The 20,261-nt window shown below is 69.4% G+C and carries 13 protein-coding genes; 9 read left to right on the top strand and 4 right to left on the bottom strand.

Going from position 1 to position 20,261, the window contains the following annotated elements; all coding sequences use genetic code 11:
• Positions 1-351: 351 nt before the first annotated feature.
• Positions 352-2,376 carry a M23 family metallopeptidase gene (locus tag AAHG09_RS28390; RefSeq protein ID WP_342111100.1) on the top strand — a complete coding sequence of 675 codons (2,025 nt, stop codon included), beginning with the start codon at positions 352-354 and terminating at the stop codon, positions 2,374-2,376.
• Positions 2,377-2,386: 10 nt separating this feature from the next.
• Here AAHG09_RS28390 and gluQRS read toward each other — a convergent pair whose 3' ends face one another.
• Genes gluQRS through AAHG09_RS28405 form a run of 3 tightly spaced genes read right to left on the bottom strand, consistent with a single transcriptional unit; the run spans position 2,387 to position 5,606 of the window.
• Positions 2,387-3,250 carry a tRNA glutamyl-Q(34) synthetase GluQRS gene (gluQRS, locus tag AAHG09_RS28395; RefSeq protein ID WP_342111102.1) on the bottom strand — a complete coding sequence of 288 codons (864 nt, stop codon included), beginning with the start codon at positions 3,248-3,250 and terminating at the stop codon, positions 2,387-2,389.
• A complete protein-coding gene (locus AAHG09_RS28400; RefSeq protein WP_342111104.1) occupies positions 3,247-3,528 on the bottom strand; it encodes a hypothetical protein in 282 nt (93 codons plus the stop codon). The genes gluQRS and AAHG09_RS28400 overlap by 4 nt, the downstream gene beginning before the upstream one ends.
• 41 nt (positions 3,529-3,569) lie before the next feature.
• Positions 3,570-5,606 (bottom strand): ATP-binding protein, encoded by a 2,037-nt coding sequence (locus tag AAHG09_RS28405; protein ID WP_342111106.1) that lies wholly within the window; start codon positions 5,604-5,606, stop codon positions 3,570-3,572.
• A 178-nt stretch (positions 5,607-5,784) separates the two neighbouring features.
• Between AAHG09_RS28405 and AAHG09_RS28410 the strand changes: the two genes are divergently transcribed.
• Positions 5,785-7,428: a GMC family oxidoreductase gene (locus AAHG09_RS28410; protein WP_342111107.1), complete on the top strand. Its 1,644-nt coding sequence runs from the start codon at positions 5,785-5,787 to the stop codon at positions 7,426-7,428.
• 1,035 nt (positions 7,429-8,463) lie between these two features.
• Positions 8,464-9,402: a LysR family transcriptional regulator gene (locus tag AAHG09_RS28415; protein WP_342111109.1), complete on the top strand. Its 939-nt coding sequence runs from the start codon at positions 8,464-8,466 to the stop codon at positions 9,400-9,402.
• Between the two features lie 158 nt (positions 9,403-9,560).
• On the opposite strand, the gene AAHG09_RS28420 is transcribed toward AAHG09_RS28415, so the two are convergent.
• Positions 9,561-11,051 (bottom strand): DUF2252 domain-containing protein, encoded by a 1,491-nt coding sequence (locus AAHG09_RS28420; protein ID WP_342111111.1) that lies wholly within the window; start codon positions 11,049-11,051, stop codon positions 9,561-9,563.
• A 228-nt stretch (positions 11,052-11,279) separates the two neighbouring features.
• Between AAHG09_RS28420 and AAHG09_RS28425 the strand changes: the two genes are divergently transcribed.
• The 6 genes from AAHG09_RS28425 (at position 11,280) to AAHG09_RS28450 (ending at position 20,219) form a co-directional block, all read left to right on the top strand.
• Positions 11,280-12,932 carry an acetolactate synthase large subunit gene (locus tag AAHG09_RS28425; protein WP_342111113.1) on the top strand — a complete coding sequence of 551 codons (1,653 nt, stop codon included), beginning with the start codon at positions 11,280-11,282 and terminating at the stop codon, positions 12,930-12,932.
• 43 nt (positions 12,933-12,975) lie between these two features.
• Positions 12,976-14,151 carry an iron-containing alcohol dehydrogenase gene (locus AAHG09_RS28430; RefSeq protein WP_342111115.1) on the top strand — a complete coding sequence of 392 codons (1,176 nt, stop codon included), beginning with the start codon at positions 12,976-12,978 and terminating at the stop codon, positions 14,149-14,151.
• A gap of 252 nt (positions 14,152-14,403) precedes the next feature.
• The gene (locus AAHG09_RS28435) at positions 14,404-15,234 is read left to right on the top strand and encodes a poly(R)-hydroxyalkanoic acid synthase subunit PhaE (RefSeq protein WP_342111117.1); all 831 of its coding nucleotides are present in this window, start codon (positions 14,404-14,406) and stop codon (positions 15,232-15,234) included.
• Complete coding sequence (phaC, locus tag AAHG09_RS28440; protein ID WP_342111119.1) at positions 15,227-16,357, top strand: class III poly(R)-hydroxyalkanoic acid synthase subunit PhaC; 1,131 nt, start codon at positions 15,227-15,229, stop codon at positions 16,355-16,357. Before AAHG09_RS28435 ends, phaC begins: the two co-directional genes overlap by 8 nt.
• 384 nt (positions 16,358-16,741) lie before the next feature.
• The gene (locus AAHG09_RS28445; protein WP_342111121.1) at positions 16,742-18,754 is read left to right on the top strand and encodes an acyl CoA:acetate/3-ketoacid CoA transferase; all 2,013 of its coding nucleotides are present in this window, start codon (positions 16,742-16,744) and stop codon (positions 18,752-18,754) included.
• A complete protein-coding gene (locus AAHG09_RS28450; protein WP_342111123.1) occupies positions 18,747-20,219 on the top strand; it encodes an NAD-dependent succinate-semialdehyde dehydrogenase in 1,473 nt (490 codons plus the stop codon). The genes AAHG09_RS28445 and AAHG09_RS28450 overlap by 8 nt, the downstream gene beginning before the upstream one ends.
• Positions 20,220-20,261: the final 42 nt, after the last annotated feature.

Below are 20,261 nucleotides of genomic sequence, written 5' to 3' on the forward strand. Positions count from 1 at the left end.
CAGAGGCCCGCCCGGCTACTTCGCCGGCCAGTCCCGCCGCTTGTCAGAAGATGGCTCAGCGCCCGGTCCACTTCCGCGGCCGGCGCCGATGAACCGGGGTATAGATCCACCATCCCGACCCGTCAACTCCTTTTCTCGGCAGTCCGGCCGCATCCGGTTTTCCCCGGTTCGGGCCGGCGTCATCCATGGGCATCTTGCGAGTGGATCGGCGGCGCCTCAATGTCGACACGCTGCGCCGTGAGATGGTCGGGCCGGTGACGTTCACCCGCTCCGGTGCGGCGGAATCCGGCCGGGAATCCTCGGTGATCCCGCGCTGCGCTCCGTTCGCCATCGTCTTCTCAGGACCTTCGAGTGAAGCGCGAGCGACTCAAGATCGGCGATGTGGCTGCTGCCAGCTTCGGGCGCGGGCTCCAGGCGCCGCTCGACGAACTCGGCGCAACCGCGAACCAGATCGACCGGCGGGCAGTGAACCTGCGCTGGCTGTGCGCCAGCACCCTCACCGGGCTGACCGGGGCAGGCCTGATCGCGGCGGCGCTTCACGTCTCCCTTCAGGGCGATGTCTCCTTTGCCGCCATTCCCGAACGCGCCACCGTTGTTGCCCGGCCGCAGCCGAGCGAGAGCGGAGCCAATCTCGCCCGCAAGGGCGATCGGCTGGTGCGCAATCTGATGATCGCCTCGGCCAAGCAGAGTTTCCGCGCCCCGGTGACGGTGCGTCTCGGGGACCGCGAGATCATCAAGGCGAAGGCTTTCGTGCGGCTCAGCACGCCCTTGTCGATGACGACCGGCGTCTACGCGAGCGAGCCGCCGCGATTCGATCCCATGAAGTTCGTGTCCGATGAACCGCTCGAGCGCGCGCCGGATGCCGCGGCTGATGCCCCCAGCGCCGAGGTGACCGTCGTCAAGCGCGACCTTGCCGATGCCGCCGAAGCCGCTAACGCGCCTGGACTCACCGATGACGACGTGACCGCGCAGGTCGAGGAGGAGCGCCGCATCGCCGCCGAGGCGGGTCGCCGGGCTGCCATCCCGATCGCGCCGCAGATCATGCTGTCCCGGACCCTCCAGCAGGGAGCTGCCGGCGATGCGGACGGTACACCGCCAAAGGATGCGAACCCGTTCAAGTCGATCGAGGTCCTCGTCGTCCCTGAGAACGTCACCAAGGTTGCTAAAGTCGAGCTGAAGCCCAATGAGGCGCCGCTCGTGGAGGAGCGCGACCTCGCGCTCAAGCGGGGCGAGACCCTCGAGAGCACCCTCAAGGCCACAGGCTTTGCCGGCGACGACGCGATCCGCGGCATCGTGGCGGCGCTCGGCGGCAAGGCGCGCACCGCCGCCCTCAACGAGGGCCAGCCGATGCGGGTGCAGATCGCGCCCGGGCCACGCCCCGGCGATCCGCGGCAGGTGACCCGCGTGGTTCTGTACGGCGAGTCCGGGATCGAGGGGATCGCCGCGCTCAACGACCGAAGCGCTTTCGTGTCGGTCGCGCCTCCGGCCGAAGAGGCCCCCTCCCCCAAGCCGCAGCCTCAGGCCGATGCCGGGGATGATGAGGAGTCCGACTCGGGCTCGGGGCCCCGCCTGTATCAGAGCCTCTACGAGACGGCCGCCCGGCACGACCTGCCCCGCGCCACCGTCGAGGACATCGTCCGGGTGTTCAGTTACGACCTCGACTTCCAGCGGCGGATCGCCAGCGGCGACGGCCTCGACGTCTTCTACACCTACGACGACGAGGCGAACGCCGACCGTCCGGACCTCCTCTACGCGGCCCTGACCCTCGGCGGGGAAACCCGGAAGGTCTACCGCTTCCAGTCCCCCGACGACGGCACCATCGACTATCTCGACGAGCAGGGGCGCTCGCTCAAGAAGTTCCTCCTGCGCAAGCCGATCGCTGACGGCATCATGCGCTCCGGCTTCGGCTACCGGCGCCACCCGGTGCTGGGTTACGCCAAGCTCCATACCGGCGTCGATTGGTCGAACCCGATCGGGACGCCCATCATGGCGGCGGGCAACGGCGTCGTGATCCGGTCCGAGATGACCTCCGGCTACGGCAACCGGGTCGAGATCCAGCACGTCAACGGCTACGTGACGACCTACAACCACATGTCCCGTTTCGGCCGCGGCATCCGGGAGGGCGTGAAGGTCCGGCAGGGCCAGGTGATCGGCTATGTCGGCTCCACCGGCCTGTCGACCGGCGCCCATCTCCACTACGAGGTGATCATCAACGGCCATTTCGTCGATCCGATGAAGATCCGCGTCCCCCGGGGCCGCGAGCTCGACGGGCGCCTGCTCGCCGAGTTCAAGCGGCAGCGCGAGCAGATCGACGCCACCATGCAGAAGTCGAAGAGCGCCACCGCCCTCGCCCAGCGCGACGCGATCGTGCGCTGAGGCCGGACCGTCAGGCGAAGCCGAGCTGCGCGCGGATCTCGGCAGGCGTGATGCCGGCTTCCCGGAGATCGGCCAGCGCCTGCGAGCCCCGCGACTTGGCCAGTTTCTCGCCCGCGGCGTCGCGGAGCAGCGGGTGGTGCCGGTAGAGCGGCGTGGGAAGCCCGAGGAGCGCCTGCAGGAGAACGTGGAGGTCGGTGGCCGCCTCCAGGTCGCGGCCGCGGACCACGTAAGTGATCCCCTCCCCCGCGTCGTCGTGCACGACGGCGAGATGGTAGCTCGTCGGAACGTCGCGGCGGGCGATCACCGCGTCGCCCCAGCGGGCGGGGTCGGCGTTGACCCGACGCTCACCGGTCTCGTCGAAGGCGACATAGCCGTGTGAGCGCCCGGCACAGCGGAGCGCAGCCGCCATGTCGAGGCGCCACGTATGCGGCTCGCCCCGGGCAAGCTTTTCGGCGATGTGGGCGGGATCGAGGCTGCGGCAGGTGCCGGGATAGAGGGGCACGCCGTCCGGATCGCACGCGGTCTCGCCGTCCGTGTCCACCCGGGCCCGGATCTGCGCCCGCGAGCAGAAGCACGGATAGGCGAGCCCCCTGGCGATCAGGTCATCGCGGACCGCGCGATACGCCGCCATGTGCTGCGACTGGTGCCGGACGGGTTCGGGGAAGCGCAGGCCGAGCCAGCCGAGATCCGCGACGATCGCCGCGATCAGCGCGGGCTTCGAGCGCTGCGGGTCGATGTCCTCGATCCGTAATCGACAGGTTCCGCCCATCCTGGCGGCGAGGTCGGCGTTCAGCAGGGCCGAGTAGGCGTGGCCGAGATGCAGGCGGCCGTTCGGACTCGGTGCGAAGCGCAGAACCGGTGCGCCCGCGTTCACCCGTCGGCGCGGCGCAGGCAATGCGGCGCGGCGGGCTGGCAGGCGATGCCCGGCAGCGAGCAGGCCGGTCCCTCGGCGTGGCGCTGACAGACCTGGCAGCCGTCGGTCCATTCGAGGCAGGTCGGATCCTCGGCGACGGACCGAGCCGGCGCCGGGTGGCGGGCCGGCAGGAGCGCGCCCAGCAGGACCGTCGCGACGACGATGGCCGCGATGCCCCAGGCGGCGAGCGCCCCGTTCGACGAGCGCGGTTCGGACGATGCGTGCGTGGGTGCCGACATGGAAGCCTGTTGGCGTGGGAGGGGCCGGCCTGTCAACGCGGTCAGGCCGCCTGCGCCGCGCGGCGCTCCAGCAGCGCCGGAAGGAGCTTCAGGTTGAGGGGCTTCGCCAGGAACCCGTCGAACCCGGCGGCCCGGGCGGCGGCCTCATCCTCACGGCCGACATTGGCGGTCAGTGCCACCAGATGGAGCCGGCCGGTGCCGGACGATTCGGCGGCGCGGATCCGGCGGGCGGTCTCATGCCCGTCGAGGCGCGGCATGCGCACGTCGATCAGGGCGAGGTCGAACGGGCCGTTCGCGTCGAGCTGTTCCAGCGCCGCGACCCCATCGACCGCGTGGATCACCTCGGCGCCGAGGCGCTCCAGGGCGCGGGTCGCCAGCAGGGCGTTGATCGGGTTGTCCTCGGCCAGAAGGACGCGCATCCCGACGCCCGCCTGCGGTGTGGCGGCCGGCGGGGCCGCCCGGATCTCGGCCGTGACGGGTGGCGCCAGCAGGCGCTCGAACAGGGAGCGCTCGCGGACGGGCTTGATCAGGTAACCGTCGAAGCCCGCCGCGCCCGGTGCGCCGAAGCCCCGCCGGTCGAAGGGGGCGAGCAGCACGAGGCTGCACACGACCCCGCAGGCCCGGGCCGCATCGGCGAGCTGGCGCACGGCCGCATCGCCGAGCGCCCTGTCGGCGAGCATCACGTCGAAGGCCGCCCCCGAGAGGGCGTCGAGTCCGGATTCCAGCGTGTCCACGATCACCGTTGCCGCGCCGGCCCGGGACAGGCCACGGGCGAGGTAGGGCGCCTGAAACGGCGAATCCGCCACGATCAGGCAGCGCTGCCCGTCGAGCCGCGGCAGGGGATCGGAGCCCGACGGCGTGACCGCCACGACTTCCGGAAGCGGCAGCGTGACCTGGAAGGTCGTGCCCCGCCCGACGCGCGACGTCGCCTCGATCCGCCCGCCCATGCGTGTCACCAGCCGCCGCGTGATGGCGAGGCCAAGCCCCGTACCCTCATGGCTGCGGCTGGCGCTGCCGTCCCCCTGCTCGAATTCTTCGAAGAGGACCGGCAGCCGGTCCTCCGGGATGCCCGGGCCGGTATCGGCGACCGCGAGCACCACCTCGCCCGGCCCGGCCTCGGCGCGCAGGAAGGTCAGGCTGACGCCGACCCCGCCACGCTCGGTGAACTTGATGGCGTTGCCGGCCAGATTGATCAGGATCTGCCGCACCCGGTCGGCATCGCCCACGAGGCCCGCGGGAAAGCCCTCGGCCACATCCAGGGCGATCTCGATCCCCTTGTCCTGCGCCCGGGGCGCCAGCAACTCGACCACGCCCTCCGCCACCGACGGCAGGCTGAACGGTTCGGCGACGAGGTCGAGGCGCCCGGCCTCGATCCGCGAGAAATCGAGGACGCCATCGATCAGGCCGAGGAGCGCCTGTCCGCTGGTGCGCACCGCCTCCACGTAGGTGCGCTGCTCGGGGTTCAGTTCGGTGCCGAGCACGAGGTCGGCCATCCCCAGGATGCCGTTGAGCGGCGTGCGCATCTCGTGGCTCACGGTCGCCAGGAACCGGGATTTCGCGACGCTCGCCGATTCCGCCCGTTCCAGAGCGGCATCGCGGCTGCGGATCGCCTCGACCCGGGACGTCACATCGCGACCCGCGCGGAGCCAGTGCATCGCGTCGCCGTGCGCCACCGGCATCTCCACGAAGGCGAACCAGCGCACGCGGCCATCCACCGAGCGGACCTGCGCCTCCATGCGGCGCACCCCGTCCGCGCCGATCTCGACCTCGCCGCGGTCGAGGATCTCCAGGTCGATCTGCGCGCCGAGCAGGGCGATCGGTTCGCGCCCCAGGAGCTGCGCGTAATCCTCGTTGACGTAGGTGATGCGGCCCCTTGCGTCGCGCTGGACGATCACCTCGGTGGTGGCGGCCACGAGGGCCCGGTAACGGTCCTCGCTCTCGCTGATCCGCCACAGGCGGTCGTGCATCCGCTCGGCCTCGCCCTCGTCCGGCCTGGCCCGCCGCGCGCGCCAGCGATCGACCGCCAGGGCGGCGGCGACCACGATTGCCAGAACCAGCGCGATGTCCTCGACGATCATCGATGCCTCCCCGGCGGGAAGCCGGACAGCGGCAGGATCGCAGGCGAAGCTGAAGGCCGTGTTGGGAAATGCGCTTAACCGGGGGTTGCGCCATTGTGATCGAATACGCCGCCGCAGCGCGATCCGAACGTCCGCTCACGAGTTGCCTGCCAAACCATGGCCCGGACGGAGAGACTGTATGCCCGGTGAGCACTACGACGTCATCATTGTTGGATCCGGCCCCGGGGGCGGGACGATGGCGTGGCGCCTCGCCCAGACCGGCAAGCGGATCCTGCTGATCGAGCGCGGCGACTACCTCCTGCGCGAACCGCGCAACTGGGACAGCCAGGCGGTGATCGTGGACGGGTACTACCAGACCAAGGAGACGTGGTACGCCTCGGACGGCAAGAGCTTCCATCCCGGGCTGCACTACTACGTCGGCGGCAACTCGAAATTCTATGGCTCGATCCTCTTCCGCCTCCGGGAGAAGGACTTTTCCGACATTCGCCATGAGGACGGCATCGCCCCGGCCTGGCCCGTGGGCTACGACGAATTCGAGCCGTATTACCAAGCCGCCGAGGAGCTGTTCCACGTCCACGGCCTGCGCGGCGAGGATCCGACCGAGCCCTGGTCGAAGAAGCCCTATGCCCATCCGCCGGTGGCCAACGAGACGCGGATCCAGGAGCTGTTCGACAATCTGAAGCAGGCCGGCCACCACCCGTTCCATCTCCCGGTGGGCGTGCGCCTTGTCGAGAAGGACGGCCGTGCGGTCCCGACCTCGCCCTGCATCAAGTGCGAATCGTTCGACGGCTTCCCCTGCCCGACCAACGGCAAGTCCGACGCCCAGACCATGGTGGTGGACCCGGCCCTGCGGGACTGCCCGAACCTGACGCTGCTCACCCGCACCTATATCGAGCGGCTCGTCACCGATCCGGCCGGCCGCACCGTCACCGGTGTGGTCGGAAGCCGCGACGGCGCGCCGTTCGAGGCCTCGGCCGACCTCGTGGTGGTGGCCTGCGGCGCGCTCTCGTCGGCGCTGCTGCTGCTGCGCTCGGCCAACGACACGCACCCGACCGGCCTCGCCAACGGTTCCGATCAGGTCGGGCGCAATTACATGCGCCACAACAACTCGACGGTGCTGGCGATCTCGAAGACGCCGAACCCGACCCGGTTCCAGAAGACGCTCGGCGTCAACGACTTCTACTTCGGCGACCCCGATCCGAAGGACGATTGGGATTTCCCGCTCGGCCATATCCAGATGGTCGGCAAGTCGGACGGCGCCCAGATCCACGGCGAGGGCCTGCCGGGCTTCCTGCAATGGTTCCCCAACAAGCCGTTCGACTGGATTGCCAAGCATTCGGTCGATTTCTGGCTGACCTCCGAAGACATCCCGCTGGCGCAGAACCGGATCTTCTACAAGGACGGGAAGGTCCATCTCGATCTGACCGAGACGAACGTGGAGGCGCACAAGCGGCTGCGGCAGAAACTGCAGCAGATCTGCACCTTCACCGACCTTCACCCGCACCTGTTCGACCGCTCGCTGTACCTCGGCAAGGACGTGCCGATCGGCGGGACGGCCCATCAGGCGGGGACGCTCCGGTTCGGTGACGATCCGGCGACCTCGGTCCTCGACCGGAATTGCAAGGCCCATCAGCTCGACAACCTGTACGTGACCGATGCGAGCTTCTTCCCATCGATCGGCGCCGTGAACCCGACGCTCACGATCATCGCCAACGCGTTGCGGGTCGCGGACCATCTCGTGGCGCGGATGGGCGCGAAGGACGAGATCCCGGCGCCGCGCCTCTACGACTACACCGAGCCGCGTGAGCCGATGCCGGCGTAAACGGACAAGCCTCATCGTCCCCGCGCGCCTTGCGGCGCCGGGGGCATGGCCCAAGAACAACACGCGGGACGCGGGACGCCGCGGGAACCCAGGTGTCGGCCAGATACGCGCGGGATCCGGTCCCCGCGGCGCCCGCGGCATCGACCGGGCATGGTCCCCGGCCGGTGCCGTCTTTCTCGTCGCGGTGTCTTCGCGACGGTCCGGTCCTGCGACTCGCCGGCAGACGGTCTCGGACGCGGTGCAAAACACCGCCGGAACCCGCAAAGCGCTGTGGCCTTCCAGCCGTTTACCCGCCTCGTAGTGGACGGGTCCGCAGGTCACGTGGGGTCGGCCCAGAAGGGGGTCGGCGCGGGGGTCATTTCCTCCCCCCGCCGGGTTCAGCGTTGTTTCTCACGCCCCGCATCCGAGCACGCCCTGTACCGGTTCCGCCGCCCGGGGCGATGGCGGCTGAGAGCCACCGACGCGGGCACCGCCCCATCCGCAGACCCGCCCGGTCAGCTACCGGACGGGCCCCCGAAGGACGCCACCGGATCACCCCACAGGGTCACCCCGGCAACGCCGCGGACAGGTGGCGGCTAATGAGCACAAAATAGGAACATTGTCAAGGCCTGGATCGGTCGACACGCTCTCCCTCGCCCGCAAGGGCTTGGAGATTCATACTCGAGGTCCAGACACATCGGTTCAGAATGGAGCGTGGGTCCCCTCTCCCGTGCGGGAGAGGGACAGGGTGAGGGTCGGGAAGTTTCCGGAGGAAACAGACCCTATCGGCGCATTGATGGTGCGCTCTGTTCTGAAAGTTCTCGTCCCTCACCCCAACTCTCTCCCGCACGGGAGAGGGAGCTCGTCGCGCTCCCTTGCGAATGTCGGTGCCCAACCGTGATGTGGGCATCCGTTGGTCGGCAAAGCGGGAGGGAAACGCTCGGAGCAGGCACGTCCCTGCTCCGCTCAAGAACTGTCTGCCAGGATGATGCCAGAACCCCAATCCCCGCTGATGTTGCTATAGCTCGGCGGTAAGACCAACGAACCGAATCACCCGTGGCCATCGACCATATCGACCTCAGCCGGATCGACCTGAACCTGCTGGTCGCCCTCGACGCGCTCCTCGACGAGCGCAGCGTCACCCGCGCGGCCGCCCGGGTCGGCGTCGGCCAGTCGGCGATGAGTTCGAGCCTCGCCCGGCTGCGCCGCCTGTTCGACGACGAACTCCTGACCCGCGCCCCGGACGGGATGCGCCCGACGCCCCGGGCGCTCAAGATCGCCGAGCCGTTGCGCGCCACGCTCCGGCAGGTCCAGGCTCTGGTTCACCGCGAGGAGCGCTTCGATCCGGCGACGGTCGAACGCAGCTTCACGATCAGCCTGCCCGACAGCGTCGAGGTGCTGCTCGGGCCTCGCCTGATCGCGCAGCTGCGCCGGGAGGCGCCCGGCATCCGGCTGCTGCTGCGCTCCGTCGAACGCTCCCGGATCCTCGACGAGCTCGATGCCGATCAGGTGGACATCGCCATCGGGTTGTTTTCGGAGGGGCAGATCCACCACAAACAGCGTCTGCTCTACAGGGACAGCTACGTCGTGCTGTTCAACGCCGCGCTGATCGGCCTCGAGCCGCCGATCGGCCTCGACGATTACCTGCGATTCCCCCACGTGCTGACCTCCCTGCGGGAGACCGCCCACGGGGTGGTGGACGACGCGCTCGCCCTGATCGGCCGGTCGCGGACGCTGGCCGTGACCACGCCGCGCTTCCTCGTCGTGCCCTTCCTGGTCCGCGCCGCGCCGGTGATCGCCACCATGCATGCCCGGCTCGCCACCTCCTTCGCCAGCGCGCTGGCGCTGAGCGTGAGCCCGGTCCCGGTCCCGCTGGATGACGTGCCCGTGTCGATGCTCTGGCACGCCTCCTACGACCGCGATCCGGCCCATCGCTGGCTGCGCGATCTGCTGGTGCGGCTCGCCCACGAGCCGCCTCCGCCCGGCATCATCTGATCCGAAACTCAGTGCGCGATTGCACTGTGCCGCGTGATGCGACAGCGCTCCCGGCCTCACCGAGGGTGGCGCGGGTCCCCTCTCCCGTGCGGGAGAGGGGGCCTGTCGCGACTGTCAAAGCCGGGGGCGTCTACCGCGCGGCACAGCGCTCCTTGGACTCACAGGCACGGATCCTCCGCGGCCTTCAGCCGGCCGCTGGCGATCGCCTCGCGAAACAGCTCGAAATCCGCGGCGTTGCGCTCTGCATAGGCCATCGCCCAGTCGGCGATCGCGGCGCCGAGATGGTCGTTCTTGCCGCTGCCGCAATAGCCGGTGATCGCCGCCGCATCCCCGGTGCGGGCGTGCGCCCGGGCGAGCAGCGTCCCGTATGCGTACGAGAAGGTGAGGAGCGAGGCGCCCGACATCCGGGCCAGCGGGATCGCGCCCTTCAGGTTCTTCATCTGGCGCACGTAGAACGGGCGGTCCGCGATGCTGGTCCAGCCGAGCAGCGGATCGCCGACCGCCTGGAGCAGGCGCTGGCCGTAGATCACCCGCTCGCCCTCGTGGCCGGCATAGGATTCGGGCATCCCCGAGAGATACGGGGCGTGGGCCGGGCGGACCGCCTCCTTGACCTGCAGGAAGAGCGCATCCGCGTCGGAATTGCCGAGCAGCAGCGCGAGATAGGCCCGCGTCCCGACGCTGCCCACGCCGACCACCCGGTGGGCCACGTCGACCACGTGGTAGCGGTCGAGCATGAAGCGGCGCTCGCGCGGCAGCGTCTCGGCGTAGCGCTCCAGCCCGTTGACGACGCCCGCCCGCGTGGCATCGTCCACCGACGTCAGGATCGGCGCGTCCGTCTTCAGCCGCCAGCTCCCGTCGGTGCGCCGCTCGGCCACCTGCGACAGCAGGCTTCGGTTGTTCCGCCGCCGGGCCTTGTCGACCGCCCGCCGGACCATGGCCCGGGCCTCGGCGTCGAGCCGCAGGCCGGAGATGTGGGGCGTGTCGACCCGGGTGGTCTGATACCAGACTTCGAGGGAGCCCTTGGGCGCCAAGCGCCGCATCGTGTGCTGGTAGCCGAAGACCGCCTCCTTCACGACGTCGCGGCGCTCGCTCCCGGCGACGCCCGCATCCGCGGTGGCGACCGCGAGGCCGGCGGCGAGGCGCTTCAGGTCCCATTCCCACGGGCCGATCGTCACCTCGTCGAAATCGTTGAGGTCGAGGACGATGTCGCGCTGGGGCGTGCCGAACAGGCCGAAATTGTCGGTGTGGGCATCGCCGTTCATCACCACGTCGATGCCGCTGCGGGGCCCGCGCGACAGGTCCCAGGCCATGACGTGCGCCGCCCCGCGCAGGAATGCGAAGGGCGAGGTTGCCATCCGGGCGACGCGCAGCGGGATCAGGTGGGGCTGGCGCCCCTCATGGGCCGCCTCGATCAGGGTGATCGGGTCGGGCCGCTCCGGGTCCGGGACGAAGGCGCCCTGTGCTGCGTGGGAAACCGTGTGCCGGAGGGTCTTCCCGGCATGGCGGCGCTTGTCCCACGACTCGACACCCACCCGCAGGTCGATGCGCGGAAAATCCGCGATCGGTGCCAGCACCGGATCGGCGTCCGGCCGGCTCGATTCGGCGGCTGCGCCGTCCGCCGCGTCCTGCTCGATGACCGCCCGTTCCATGAATTCAAAATTCCCCGTCCCTTCGACAACCTTGACCGTGCCGCGACGTTCCGCGGTGCGGCAAGTGTTGCGGGGATAGCCAGGGATAGCATCGCGCCGCCTCTGTGACTGTTCGAGCCTGGACCGGTCTTGACCACTTCCGGTGGCGGCCCTCTAACCACCCGACGCGCCGCCAAGACTCCCTTCGCCGAGCGACGCCGATACGCCGACGCATCAGCGGGACCGCGCATGCCCAAGGGTTCAGATCTCCTCGTCGCAGCCCTCGAGAACGAGGGCGTGGACCGCATCTTCGGCATCCCCGGCGAGGAGAACCTCGACGTCGTCGAATCGCTGCGCAACTCGAAGATCGAGCTGGTGCTCACCCGCCACGAGCAGGCGGCGAGCTTCATGGCGGCCACCCACGGCCGGCTGACCGGCCGCCCCGGCGTCTGCCTCTCGACGCTCGGCCCCGGCGCGCTGAACTTCTCCACCGGCGCCGCCTACGCCCATCTCGGCGCGATGCCGATGATCATCATCACCGGCCAGAAGGGCATCCTGTCCGCGCGCCAGGCCAAGTTCCAGATCGTCGACGTGATCTCGTCGATGAAGCCGATCACCAAGATGGCCCGGCAGATCGTCTCGGCCTCCTCGATCCCCACCATCGTGCGCGACGCCTTCCGGGTCGCCACCGAGGAGCGGCCCGGCCCGGTGCTGCTGGAGCTGCCCGAGGACATCGCCGCCGAGGAAGCCGAGGCGGATCTCGTGCCCTCGCACCCGATCGACATTCCGGTCGCCCATCCGGCCGCGATCGACCGCGCCGCCGCCATGATCCTGGCGGCCAAGCGCCCGCTGGTCATGCTGGGCGCCGCCGCGAGCCGCCCGCGCGCCACCGGCGAACTCGGCGGCTTCGTGCAGCGCACCGGCATCCCGTTCTTCACCACCCAGATGGGCAAGGGCACCGTCGCGAGCGGGACCAACCTGTACATGGGCACCGCGGCCCTGTCCGAGCGCGACTACGTCCACGAGGCGATCGACAAGGCCGACCTGATCATCGCCATCGGCCACGACACGATCGAGAAGCCGCCCTTCTTCATGGGCCAGCCCGACCAGAAGGTCCTGCACATCAGCTACATGCCGGCCAACGTCGAGCAGGTCTATTATCCGGATGCCGAGGTCGTCGGCGACCTCGGGCCCACGCTGAAGCTGCTGGCCGACAAGCTCGACGGCAAGCTTCCCAACGCCGGCGCGCTGCTGCACCTGCGCGAGCACATCCTCGGCCATATCGGCGACCGGGCCGGCGAGGACCGCTTCCCGGTGACGCCGCAGCGCCTCGTGCGCGACGTGCGCCGGGTCATCCCCGAGGACGGAATCGTCTGCCTCGACAACGGGATGTACAAGATCTGGTTCGCCCGGAACTACCGCACCTACGTCGCCAATACGCTGCTCCTCGACAACGCGCTCGCCACGATGGGCGCCGGCCTGCCCTCGGCCATGATGGCGGCGATGCTCTACCCGAAGCGGCGCGTCATGGCGGTGTGCGGCGATGGCGGCTTCATGATGAACAGCCAGGAGATGGAGACCGCCGTCCGGCTCAAGCTCAACCTCGTCGTGCTGGTGCTCGACGACTCGGCCTACGGAATGATCCGCTGGAAGCAGGCGGTCGACAAGTTCGCCGATTACGGCATGACCTTCAACAACCCGGATTTCGTGCTCTACGCCAAGTCGTACGGCGCCACCGGCCACCGGGTCGAGTCGGTCAACGACCTCGTGCCGACCCTCGATAAGGCCTTCGCGGCAGGCGGCGTCCACCTCGTGGCGGTGCCGATCGACTATTCCGAGAACACCCGGGTGCTGGTCGACGAGCTGCGCGCCAAGGTGAAGGATTTCGAGCCGGCCGCGTGAGGTCGGCATCGCAATTGGGTCAGGATCAAGACAGGGCAGTGCGATGAACCCGTTCACCTTCCAGACCACGCCGAACGTGCTGTTCGAGGCCGGTGCCTCCAGGAAGCTGCCCGAGATCGTCGGGAGCTTCGGGGCCAAGCGCGTCCTGCTCGTCACCGACAAGGGCGTGCGCAGCGCCGGCCTCACCAAGGCCGCCGAGGCGGCACTGGCGGAGGCCGGCGTCACCCTCGACGTCTACGAGGACGTGGTGGCCGATCCCCCTTCCACGGTGATCGAGACGGCGGCCAAGCGCGCCCGGGAACTCGGGACCGACCTCGTTCTGTCGATCGGCGGCGGCTCGGCGCTCGATACCGCCAAGCTCGTGGCCTACCTCGCCAAGTCCGACGAGCCGCTGGATGCGATCTACGGCGTCGGCCTCGCCAAGGGCGACCGGCTGCCGCTGATCCTCGTGCCGACCACCGCCGGCACCGGCTCGGAGGTGACGCCGATCTCGATCGTCACGACGCCGACCACCGAGAAGAAGGGCGTCGTCGCCCCGAAATTGCTGCCCGACTGGGCGGTGCTCGACCCGGAGCTGACGCTGGGCCTGCCGTCCCACGTCACGGCGGCGACCGGCATCGACGCCATGGTGCACGCCATCGAGGCGTTCACCAGCAAGAACAAGAAGAACCCGATCTCCGACCAGCTCGCCAAGCAGGCGCTGGCCTTGCTCTCGGCCAACATCCGCACCGCCTGCACGGACGGGAAGAACCTCGAGGCGCGCTCCGGCATGCTGCTCGGCTCGATGCTCGCCGGGATGGCCTTCGCCAACGCGCCGGTAGCGGCGGTGCATGCCCTGGCCTACCCGGTGGGCGCGATCTTCCACGTGCCGCACGGGCTCTCGAACGCGCTCGTGCTGATGGGGGTGATGCGCTTCAACCTCTCGCACGCGGAGGCGCTCTACGCGGAACTCGCGCCGATCCTCGATCCCGCCGCCGCTGACCTGCCGCAGGCAGAGGCCGCCAAACGCTTCGTCGACAGCCTCGACGCGATCTGCCGCGACTGCAAGGTGCCGGCCTCGCTGGCCGAGGTCGGCGTCGCCCGGCAGGATCTGGAGCGGATGGCCTCCGACGCGATGAAGCAGACGCGGCTTCTCGTGAACAACCCGCGCGAGGTCACCTACGACGACGCCTTCCGGATCTACGCCGAGGCGCTCGGGGAGGCCCGGCCGGCGGCGTGAGGATCCGATCAGTCTGAACCATCCCATCCAGTCCCCCTCATCTTGAGGTGCGGCGAAGCCGCCTCGAAGGAGCCCTCCAGGGATGGCGTGGCTGGCTGGAAGTCTCCTTCGAGGCCTCCGCTGCGCTCCGGCACCTCAGGTGAGGACGAGGGTGGGAGAGTCCGGATGTGAGCGAAGGCCGATCCAGTCGGTGAGCTGACGACAGGCTTCGCGGTTGCGCGAAACCCAATACGGTCGGGAGGGAACGCCAGCATGGACCAGTTCGACGCGTTCCGGGCGATGGGCGAGTTCTGGACGCGGGCCGGCGCGGGCTTCTTCACGCAAGGCGCCGGGCAATCCGTCCCGGGCTTCGGCTGGCCGACCTTTCCGAACGCCGATCTCGCCGGCATGGCCGCCGCCCAGTCCAAGCTCACCGAGGCCTGGACCGCGGCCACCACGCTCTCGCAGACGCTGACGCGGTCATTGCAGGGCGGCCCCGACGCGCCGGACCCGACCGCCGGCGCGGTGCTGGCCCGGATCTTCGATCCGCAGGCCTGGCTCGGCGGCTCGGCCGAGTTCGACGCCGCGCTGACCCGCATGTCCGAGGGGCCGCAGCTCGCCGACCTGTGGCAGACCGAGCGGCGCTACGCGGCCCTGTTCACCGCCTGGGCGGCGCTCCGGCGGGCGCAGAGCGAGCATCAGGCCGTGATGCTCGACGCCTGGACCCGCGCCGCGGGGACCTTCGCTCAGGAGGCCAATGCCCGCGCCGAAAACGGCGAGAGCTTCGCCTCCGCCCGCGCCATGATGGGCCGGTGGATCGAGACCGCCAACGCGGTCCTGCTGGAGGTCCAGCGCTCGGAGACGTTTCTCACCTCGCAGCGGGCGGTGCTCCGGGCCTCCACCGATCTCCGGCTGGCCCAGCAGGATATCGCGGCCTTCCTGTCCGAGTTCTACGGCCAGCCGACCCGGGCGGAACTCGACGACGTGCACAAGAGCCTGACGGAGCTGCGCCGGGAGGTCCGGGCGCTGCGCCGCGAGCGCCGGCAGGCCGGTAAGGCCGCAAAAGCGGCCGGCTCACAGGTTGCGGAGGATGCCCATGGCTGATCAGGAGAGCGCGAAGGGTCCGGCCGCGCCGCTCACCCTCTCCCCCGCCGAGCTGCTGGCGGAGGTCGGCACCCTCGGCCGTCGCTTGAGCGAGGGCGCCAAGCTGTTCGCCGATGTCAGCGACGCGGATGTCGAGATCGCCACCACGCCGAAGGATCTGGTCTGGAGCCAGGACAAGGTCAGCCTCTACCGCTACCGGCCGCTCGCCGAGAGCAAGGGCCTGCCGCCGGTGCTGATCGTCTACGGGCTGATCGGCCGCTACACGATGGCCGACCTGCAGGAGGACCGCTCGCTGGTCCGCAACCTGCTGAACCTCGGCCTCGACCTCTACGTGGTCGATTGGGGCAATCCCGGCCGGGCCGACCGCTACGTCACCATCGACGACTACGTGGACGGCTACCTTGCCGAATGCGTCGCCTTCATTCAGGAGGCCGCCGGGCGCGAGAAGGTCAGCCTGCTCGGCATCTGCGAGGGCGGCGTCTTCACCACCTGCTACGCGGCGCTCTATCCCGAGACCGTCAACGCGATGGTGCTGACCATCACGCCGATCGACTTCCACGCCGATACCCAGAGCGCCCGGGCCGGACACGGCTTCATCAACGTCTGGACGCGCTCGCTCACGCCCGAGGACATCGACCGGCTGATCGAGGCGCAAGGGTCGCTGCCCGGGGCCTTCATGGGCTCGGTGTTCTCGATGATGACGCCGATGCGCACCATGACGAAGTACAACCTCGATTTGCTCGATGCCCTGGACGACAGGAAGAAGTTCTTGAATTTCCTCCGCATGGAGAAGTGGATCGCCGACCGCCCGGACCATCCGGGCGAGGCGGCCAAGCAGTGGCTGAAGGATCTCTATCAGGACAACAAGCTCGTCCAGAGCGCCTTCGAGCTCGGCGGGCGGCGGGTGGATCTGAAGGCCATCACCTGCCCGGTGCTGAACGTGTTCGCGCAGGACGATCACATCATCCCGCCCGCCACCTCGCAGGCGCTGAAGGACAGGATCGGCACCGCCGATTACAGCGAGATGGGTCTGCCCGGCGGGCATGTCGGCGTGTTCGTCGGCGGCAAGGCGCAGAAGCTGCTGGGCTCGGGCATCGCCGAGTGGCTGGGCCAGCGGGGGTAGGATGGTCTCGCGACGGTTCTCGCACAACACGACACCCCTCCCCTCCCCTTTCTGCGGGGAAAGCTGCTGGAGACGCAGATCGCGCGCGGAGCTCTGGCAGCAGAATGAAGCGTGGGTCCCCTCTCCCGTTCGGGAGAGGGACAGGGTGAGGGTTGAGAATTTTCAGAACGAGGCGCGACTTGTCGGCGCGTCAGGGATACGCACCATCCTGAAGCTTCTCGTCCCTCACCCCAACCCTCTCCCGAACGGGAGAGGGGGCATGTCGTGGTCTGTCACCAACGACAGCGGTCAATACGATTCAGGGGACGACAAAGCCCCCCGCCGTGGGAGGCGAGCGATGCGCGCAGCCGCTCCGGCCGCATCCCAGGCGCCGAGGACCACCCCATGGGCAGCCTGAAGAACAAGATCGTCAGCGCCGACGAGGCCGCCGCCATCCTGCAGGATGGCGACATGGTCGCGGTCTCGGGCTTCGTCGGCATCGGCACGCCCGACGAGCTGATCCTGGCACTCGCCCGCCGTTTCGACGCCGGCAACGGCCCGTACGGGATCGGCCTGATGTTCGCCGCCGCGCCGGGCGACGGCAAGGAGCGCGGGCTCAACCGCCTTGCGATCCCGGGCCTCGTGAAGCGCGTCGTGGGCGGCCATTGGGCGCTGGTGCCCAAGCTCGGCGCCCTGGCGGTGGAGGGCCAGATCGAGGCCTACAACCTGCCGCTGGGCGTCGTTTCGCACCTCTACCGGGAGATCGCCGCCCACACGCCGGGCCACATCACCAAGGTGGGGCTCCGCACCTTCGTCGACCCGCGCCTGGAGGGCGGCAAGCTCAACGCCGTCACGCAGGAAGACCTCGTCAGCGTGGTCGAGCTCGGCGGCGAATCCTGGCTCCACTACAAGGCGTTTCCGGTGAACGTCGCGCTGATCCGGGGCACCACGGCCGACCCCGCCGGCAACATCACCATGGAGCGCGAGGCCCTCACCCTCGACAACCTCGCCGCCGCCATGGCGGCCAAGAACTCCGGCGGCTTCGTCATCGCGCAGGTGGAACGGCTGGCCGAAGCCGGCTCGCTGAACCCGCGGGAGGTGCAGGTCCCGGGCATCCTGGTCGATTGCGTGGTGCTCAGCCAGCCGGAGAACCACCGGCAGACCTACGGCACGCCCTACAATCACGCCTTCACGGGCCGCCAGCGCGTGCCGCTGGACCGGGTGCCGCCGATGGCGCTCGACGCGCGGAAGATCGTCGCCCGGCGCTGCGCCTTCGAATTGCCGCCCGGCGGCGTGGTCAATCTCGGCATCGGCATGCCGGAGGGCGTCGCGGCGGTCGCCGCCGAGGAGCGGGTGCTCAAGTACCTGACGCTCACCGCCGAGCCGGGCGTGATCGGCGGCCTGCCGCAGGGCGGGCTCGATTTCGGCGCCGCCCTGAACCCGGCCGCGGTGCTGCACCAGAACCAGCAATTCGACTTCTACGACGGCGGCGGCCTCGATCTCGCCTGCCTCGGCCTCGCCCAGTGCGACGCGGAGGGCAACGTCAACGTCAGCCGGTTCGGCAAGCGGCTCGCGGGTGCGGGCGGCTTCATCAACATCTCGCAGAACGCCAAGAGCCTCGTCTTCGCCGGCACCTTCACGGCCGATGGCTTGAAGGTCGCGATCGAGGGCGACGGGATCCGGATCCTCGCCGAGGGGCGCTCGCAGAAGTTCATCGCGGAGGTCGAGCAGGTCACCTTCTCGGGGGCCTACGCGGCCGATCGCGGCCAGCCGGTGCTCTACGTGACCGAGCGCTGCGTCTTCCGCCGGACCCGGGCCGGCATGGAACTCGTCGAGGTCGCGCCGGGGGTCGATATCGACCGGGACATCCTCGGCCAGATGGGTTTCAAGCCGATCGTGCGCGACCCGAAGCCGATGGACCCGCGCCTGTTCCGCGAGGCCGTGATGGGGCTGGAGCCCTGGCTCCTCGGCCTCTCCATGGCGGAGCGGATCAGCTACGATCCCGAGCGCAACATCCTGTTCTCGAACCTCGAAGGCTTTCAGGTCCGGACCATCGAGGATGTCGAGCTGGTGCGCCGGGAATACGAGCGCGCCTGCCAGGAGATCGGCCGAAAGGTCCACCTGATCGCCAATTACGACGGGTTCGAGATCGACCCGACGGTGAGCGATGCCTATTTCTCGGCGATCGCTTATCTGGAAAAGCGGTATTATGAGACGGCATCGCGCTACACCACGAGCGCGTTCCTGCGATTGAAACTCGGCGCCTCGCTGGCGAGCCGCGACCTGGCTCCCCACATCTTCGAGACAAAAGCCGAGGCCCAGGCGAGGAATACGGCCCAGAGCGTGCCCCTCAAGCCGCGGACTGCGCGATCGGATTCCGACCTGCCGCAGCCGCCGAAGGAACCGTTGGATGCCTGAGACCGAGATTCCCACCCTGAAGGATCGTGCCCTGCTGGTCGAAGCCTGCCTCGTCGGCGGCGCCTGGACCAAGGCCGGCTCCGGCAGCATCGATGTCACGAATCCCGCCACCGGCGCGGTGATCGCCCGCGTGCCGAATGCCGGGGCCGAGGAGACCCGTCAGGCGATCCAGGCCGCGCATGCGGCCTATCCGGCCTGGCGCGCCAAGACCGCCAACGAGCGCGCCGTGCTGCTGCGCAAGCTCGCGGCGCTCGTCACCGAGCATCAGGAGGATCTGGCGCAGATCCTCACCGCCGAGCAGGGCAAGTCGCTGACCGAATCCCGCGGCGAGGTCGCCATGTCGGCCGCCTACGTGCTGTGGTTCGCCGAAGAGGCGCGGCGCGTCTACGGCGACGTGATCCCCTCCCCCTGGGGCGACCGGAAGATCCTCGTCACCAAGGAGCCGGTCGGCGTGGTGGCGGCGATCACGCCGTGGAACTTCCCGTCCTCGATGATCGCCCGCAAGATCGCCCCGGCGCTCGCCGCCGGCTGCCCGATCGTGATCAAGCCGGCCTCGCAGACGCCGCTCTCCGGGCTGGCCTGGGGCGTGCTGTGCGAGCGCGCCGGCTTCCCGGCCGGCACGGTCTCGATCCTCACCGGTTCGGCTCGGGCGATCGGCGGTGAAATGACCAGCAATCCGCTCGTCAAGAAGATCACGTTCACCGGCTCCACCGAGGTCGGCAAGGTGCTGCTGGAGCAGGCCTCGCACACGGTGAAGAAGGTCTCGATGGAACTCGGCGGCAACGCGCCCTTCATCGTGTTCGACGATGCCGACCTCGACAAGGCGGTGGCGGGCGCGATGCTCGCCAAGTTCCGCAATTCCGGCCAGACCTGCATCTGCACCAACCGCTTCCTGGTGCAGGACGGGATCTACGACGCCTTCGCGGAGAAGATGGCCGAAGCCGCCAACCGCCTGAAGGTCGGCAACGGCATCGAGGACGGTGTCGCCCAGGGGCCGCTGATCGACATGGCCGCCGTGGAGAAGACCGAGGCCCATATCCGCGATGCCGTCGAGAAGGGCGGCCGGGTGGTGGCGGGCGGCCACCGCCACGCGCTGGGCGGCCAGTTCTTTGAGCCGACCGTGATCACCGGCGCGACCCCCGCCATGGCGGTGGCCCGGGAGGAGACCTTCGGGCCCTTGGCGCCGCTGTTCCGGTTCCGGGACGAGGCGGAGGCGATCCGCATGGCCAACGACACCGAGTACGGGCTCGCCTGCTACTTCTACACCCGCGACCTCGGCCGCACCTTCCGGGTCGCGGAGGCGCTGGAATACGGCATGGTCGGGATCAACGAGGGAATCATCACCACCGAGGTGGCGCCCTTCGGCGGCGTCAAGGAATCCGGCCTCGGCCGCGAGGGCTCGTATCAGGGCATCGAGGATTACCTGAACACGAAGTACCTGTGCGTGGGTGGGCTTGGGGCATAGCGCCGAGCCAGCGCAGGCCCTGAACAACTTCAGACGGGCACC

The organism is Methylobacterium guangdongense, assembly GCF_038442355.1.
Classification (GTDB): Bacteria; Pseudomonadota; Alphaproteobacteria; order Rhizobiales; family Beijerinckiaceae; genus Methylobacterium; species Methylobacterium guangdongense.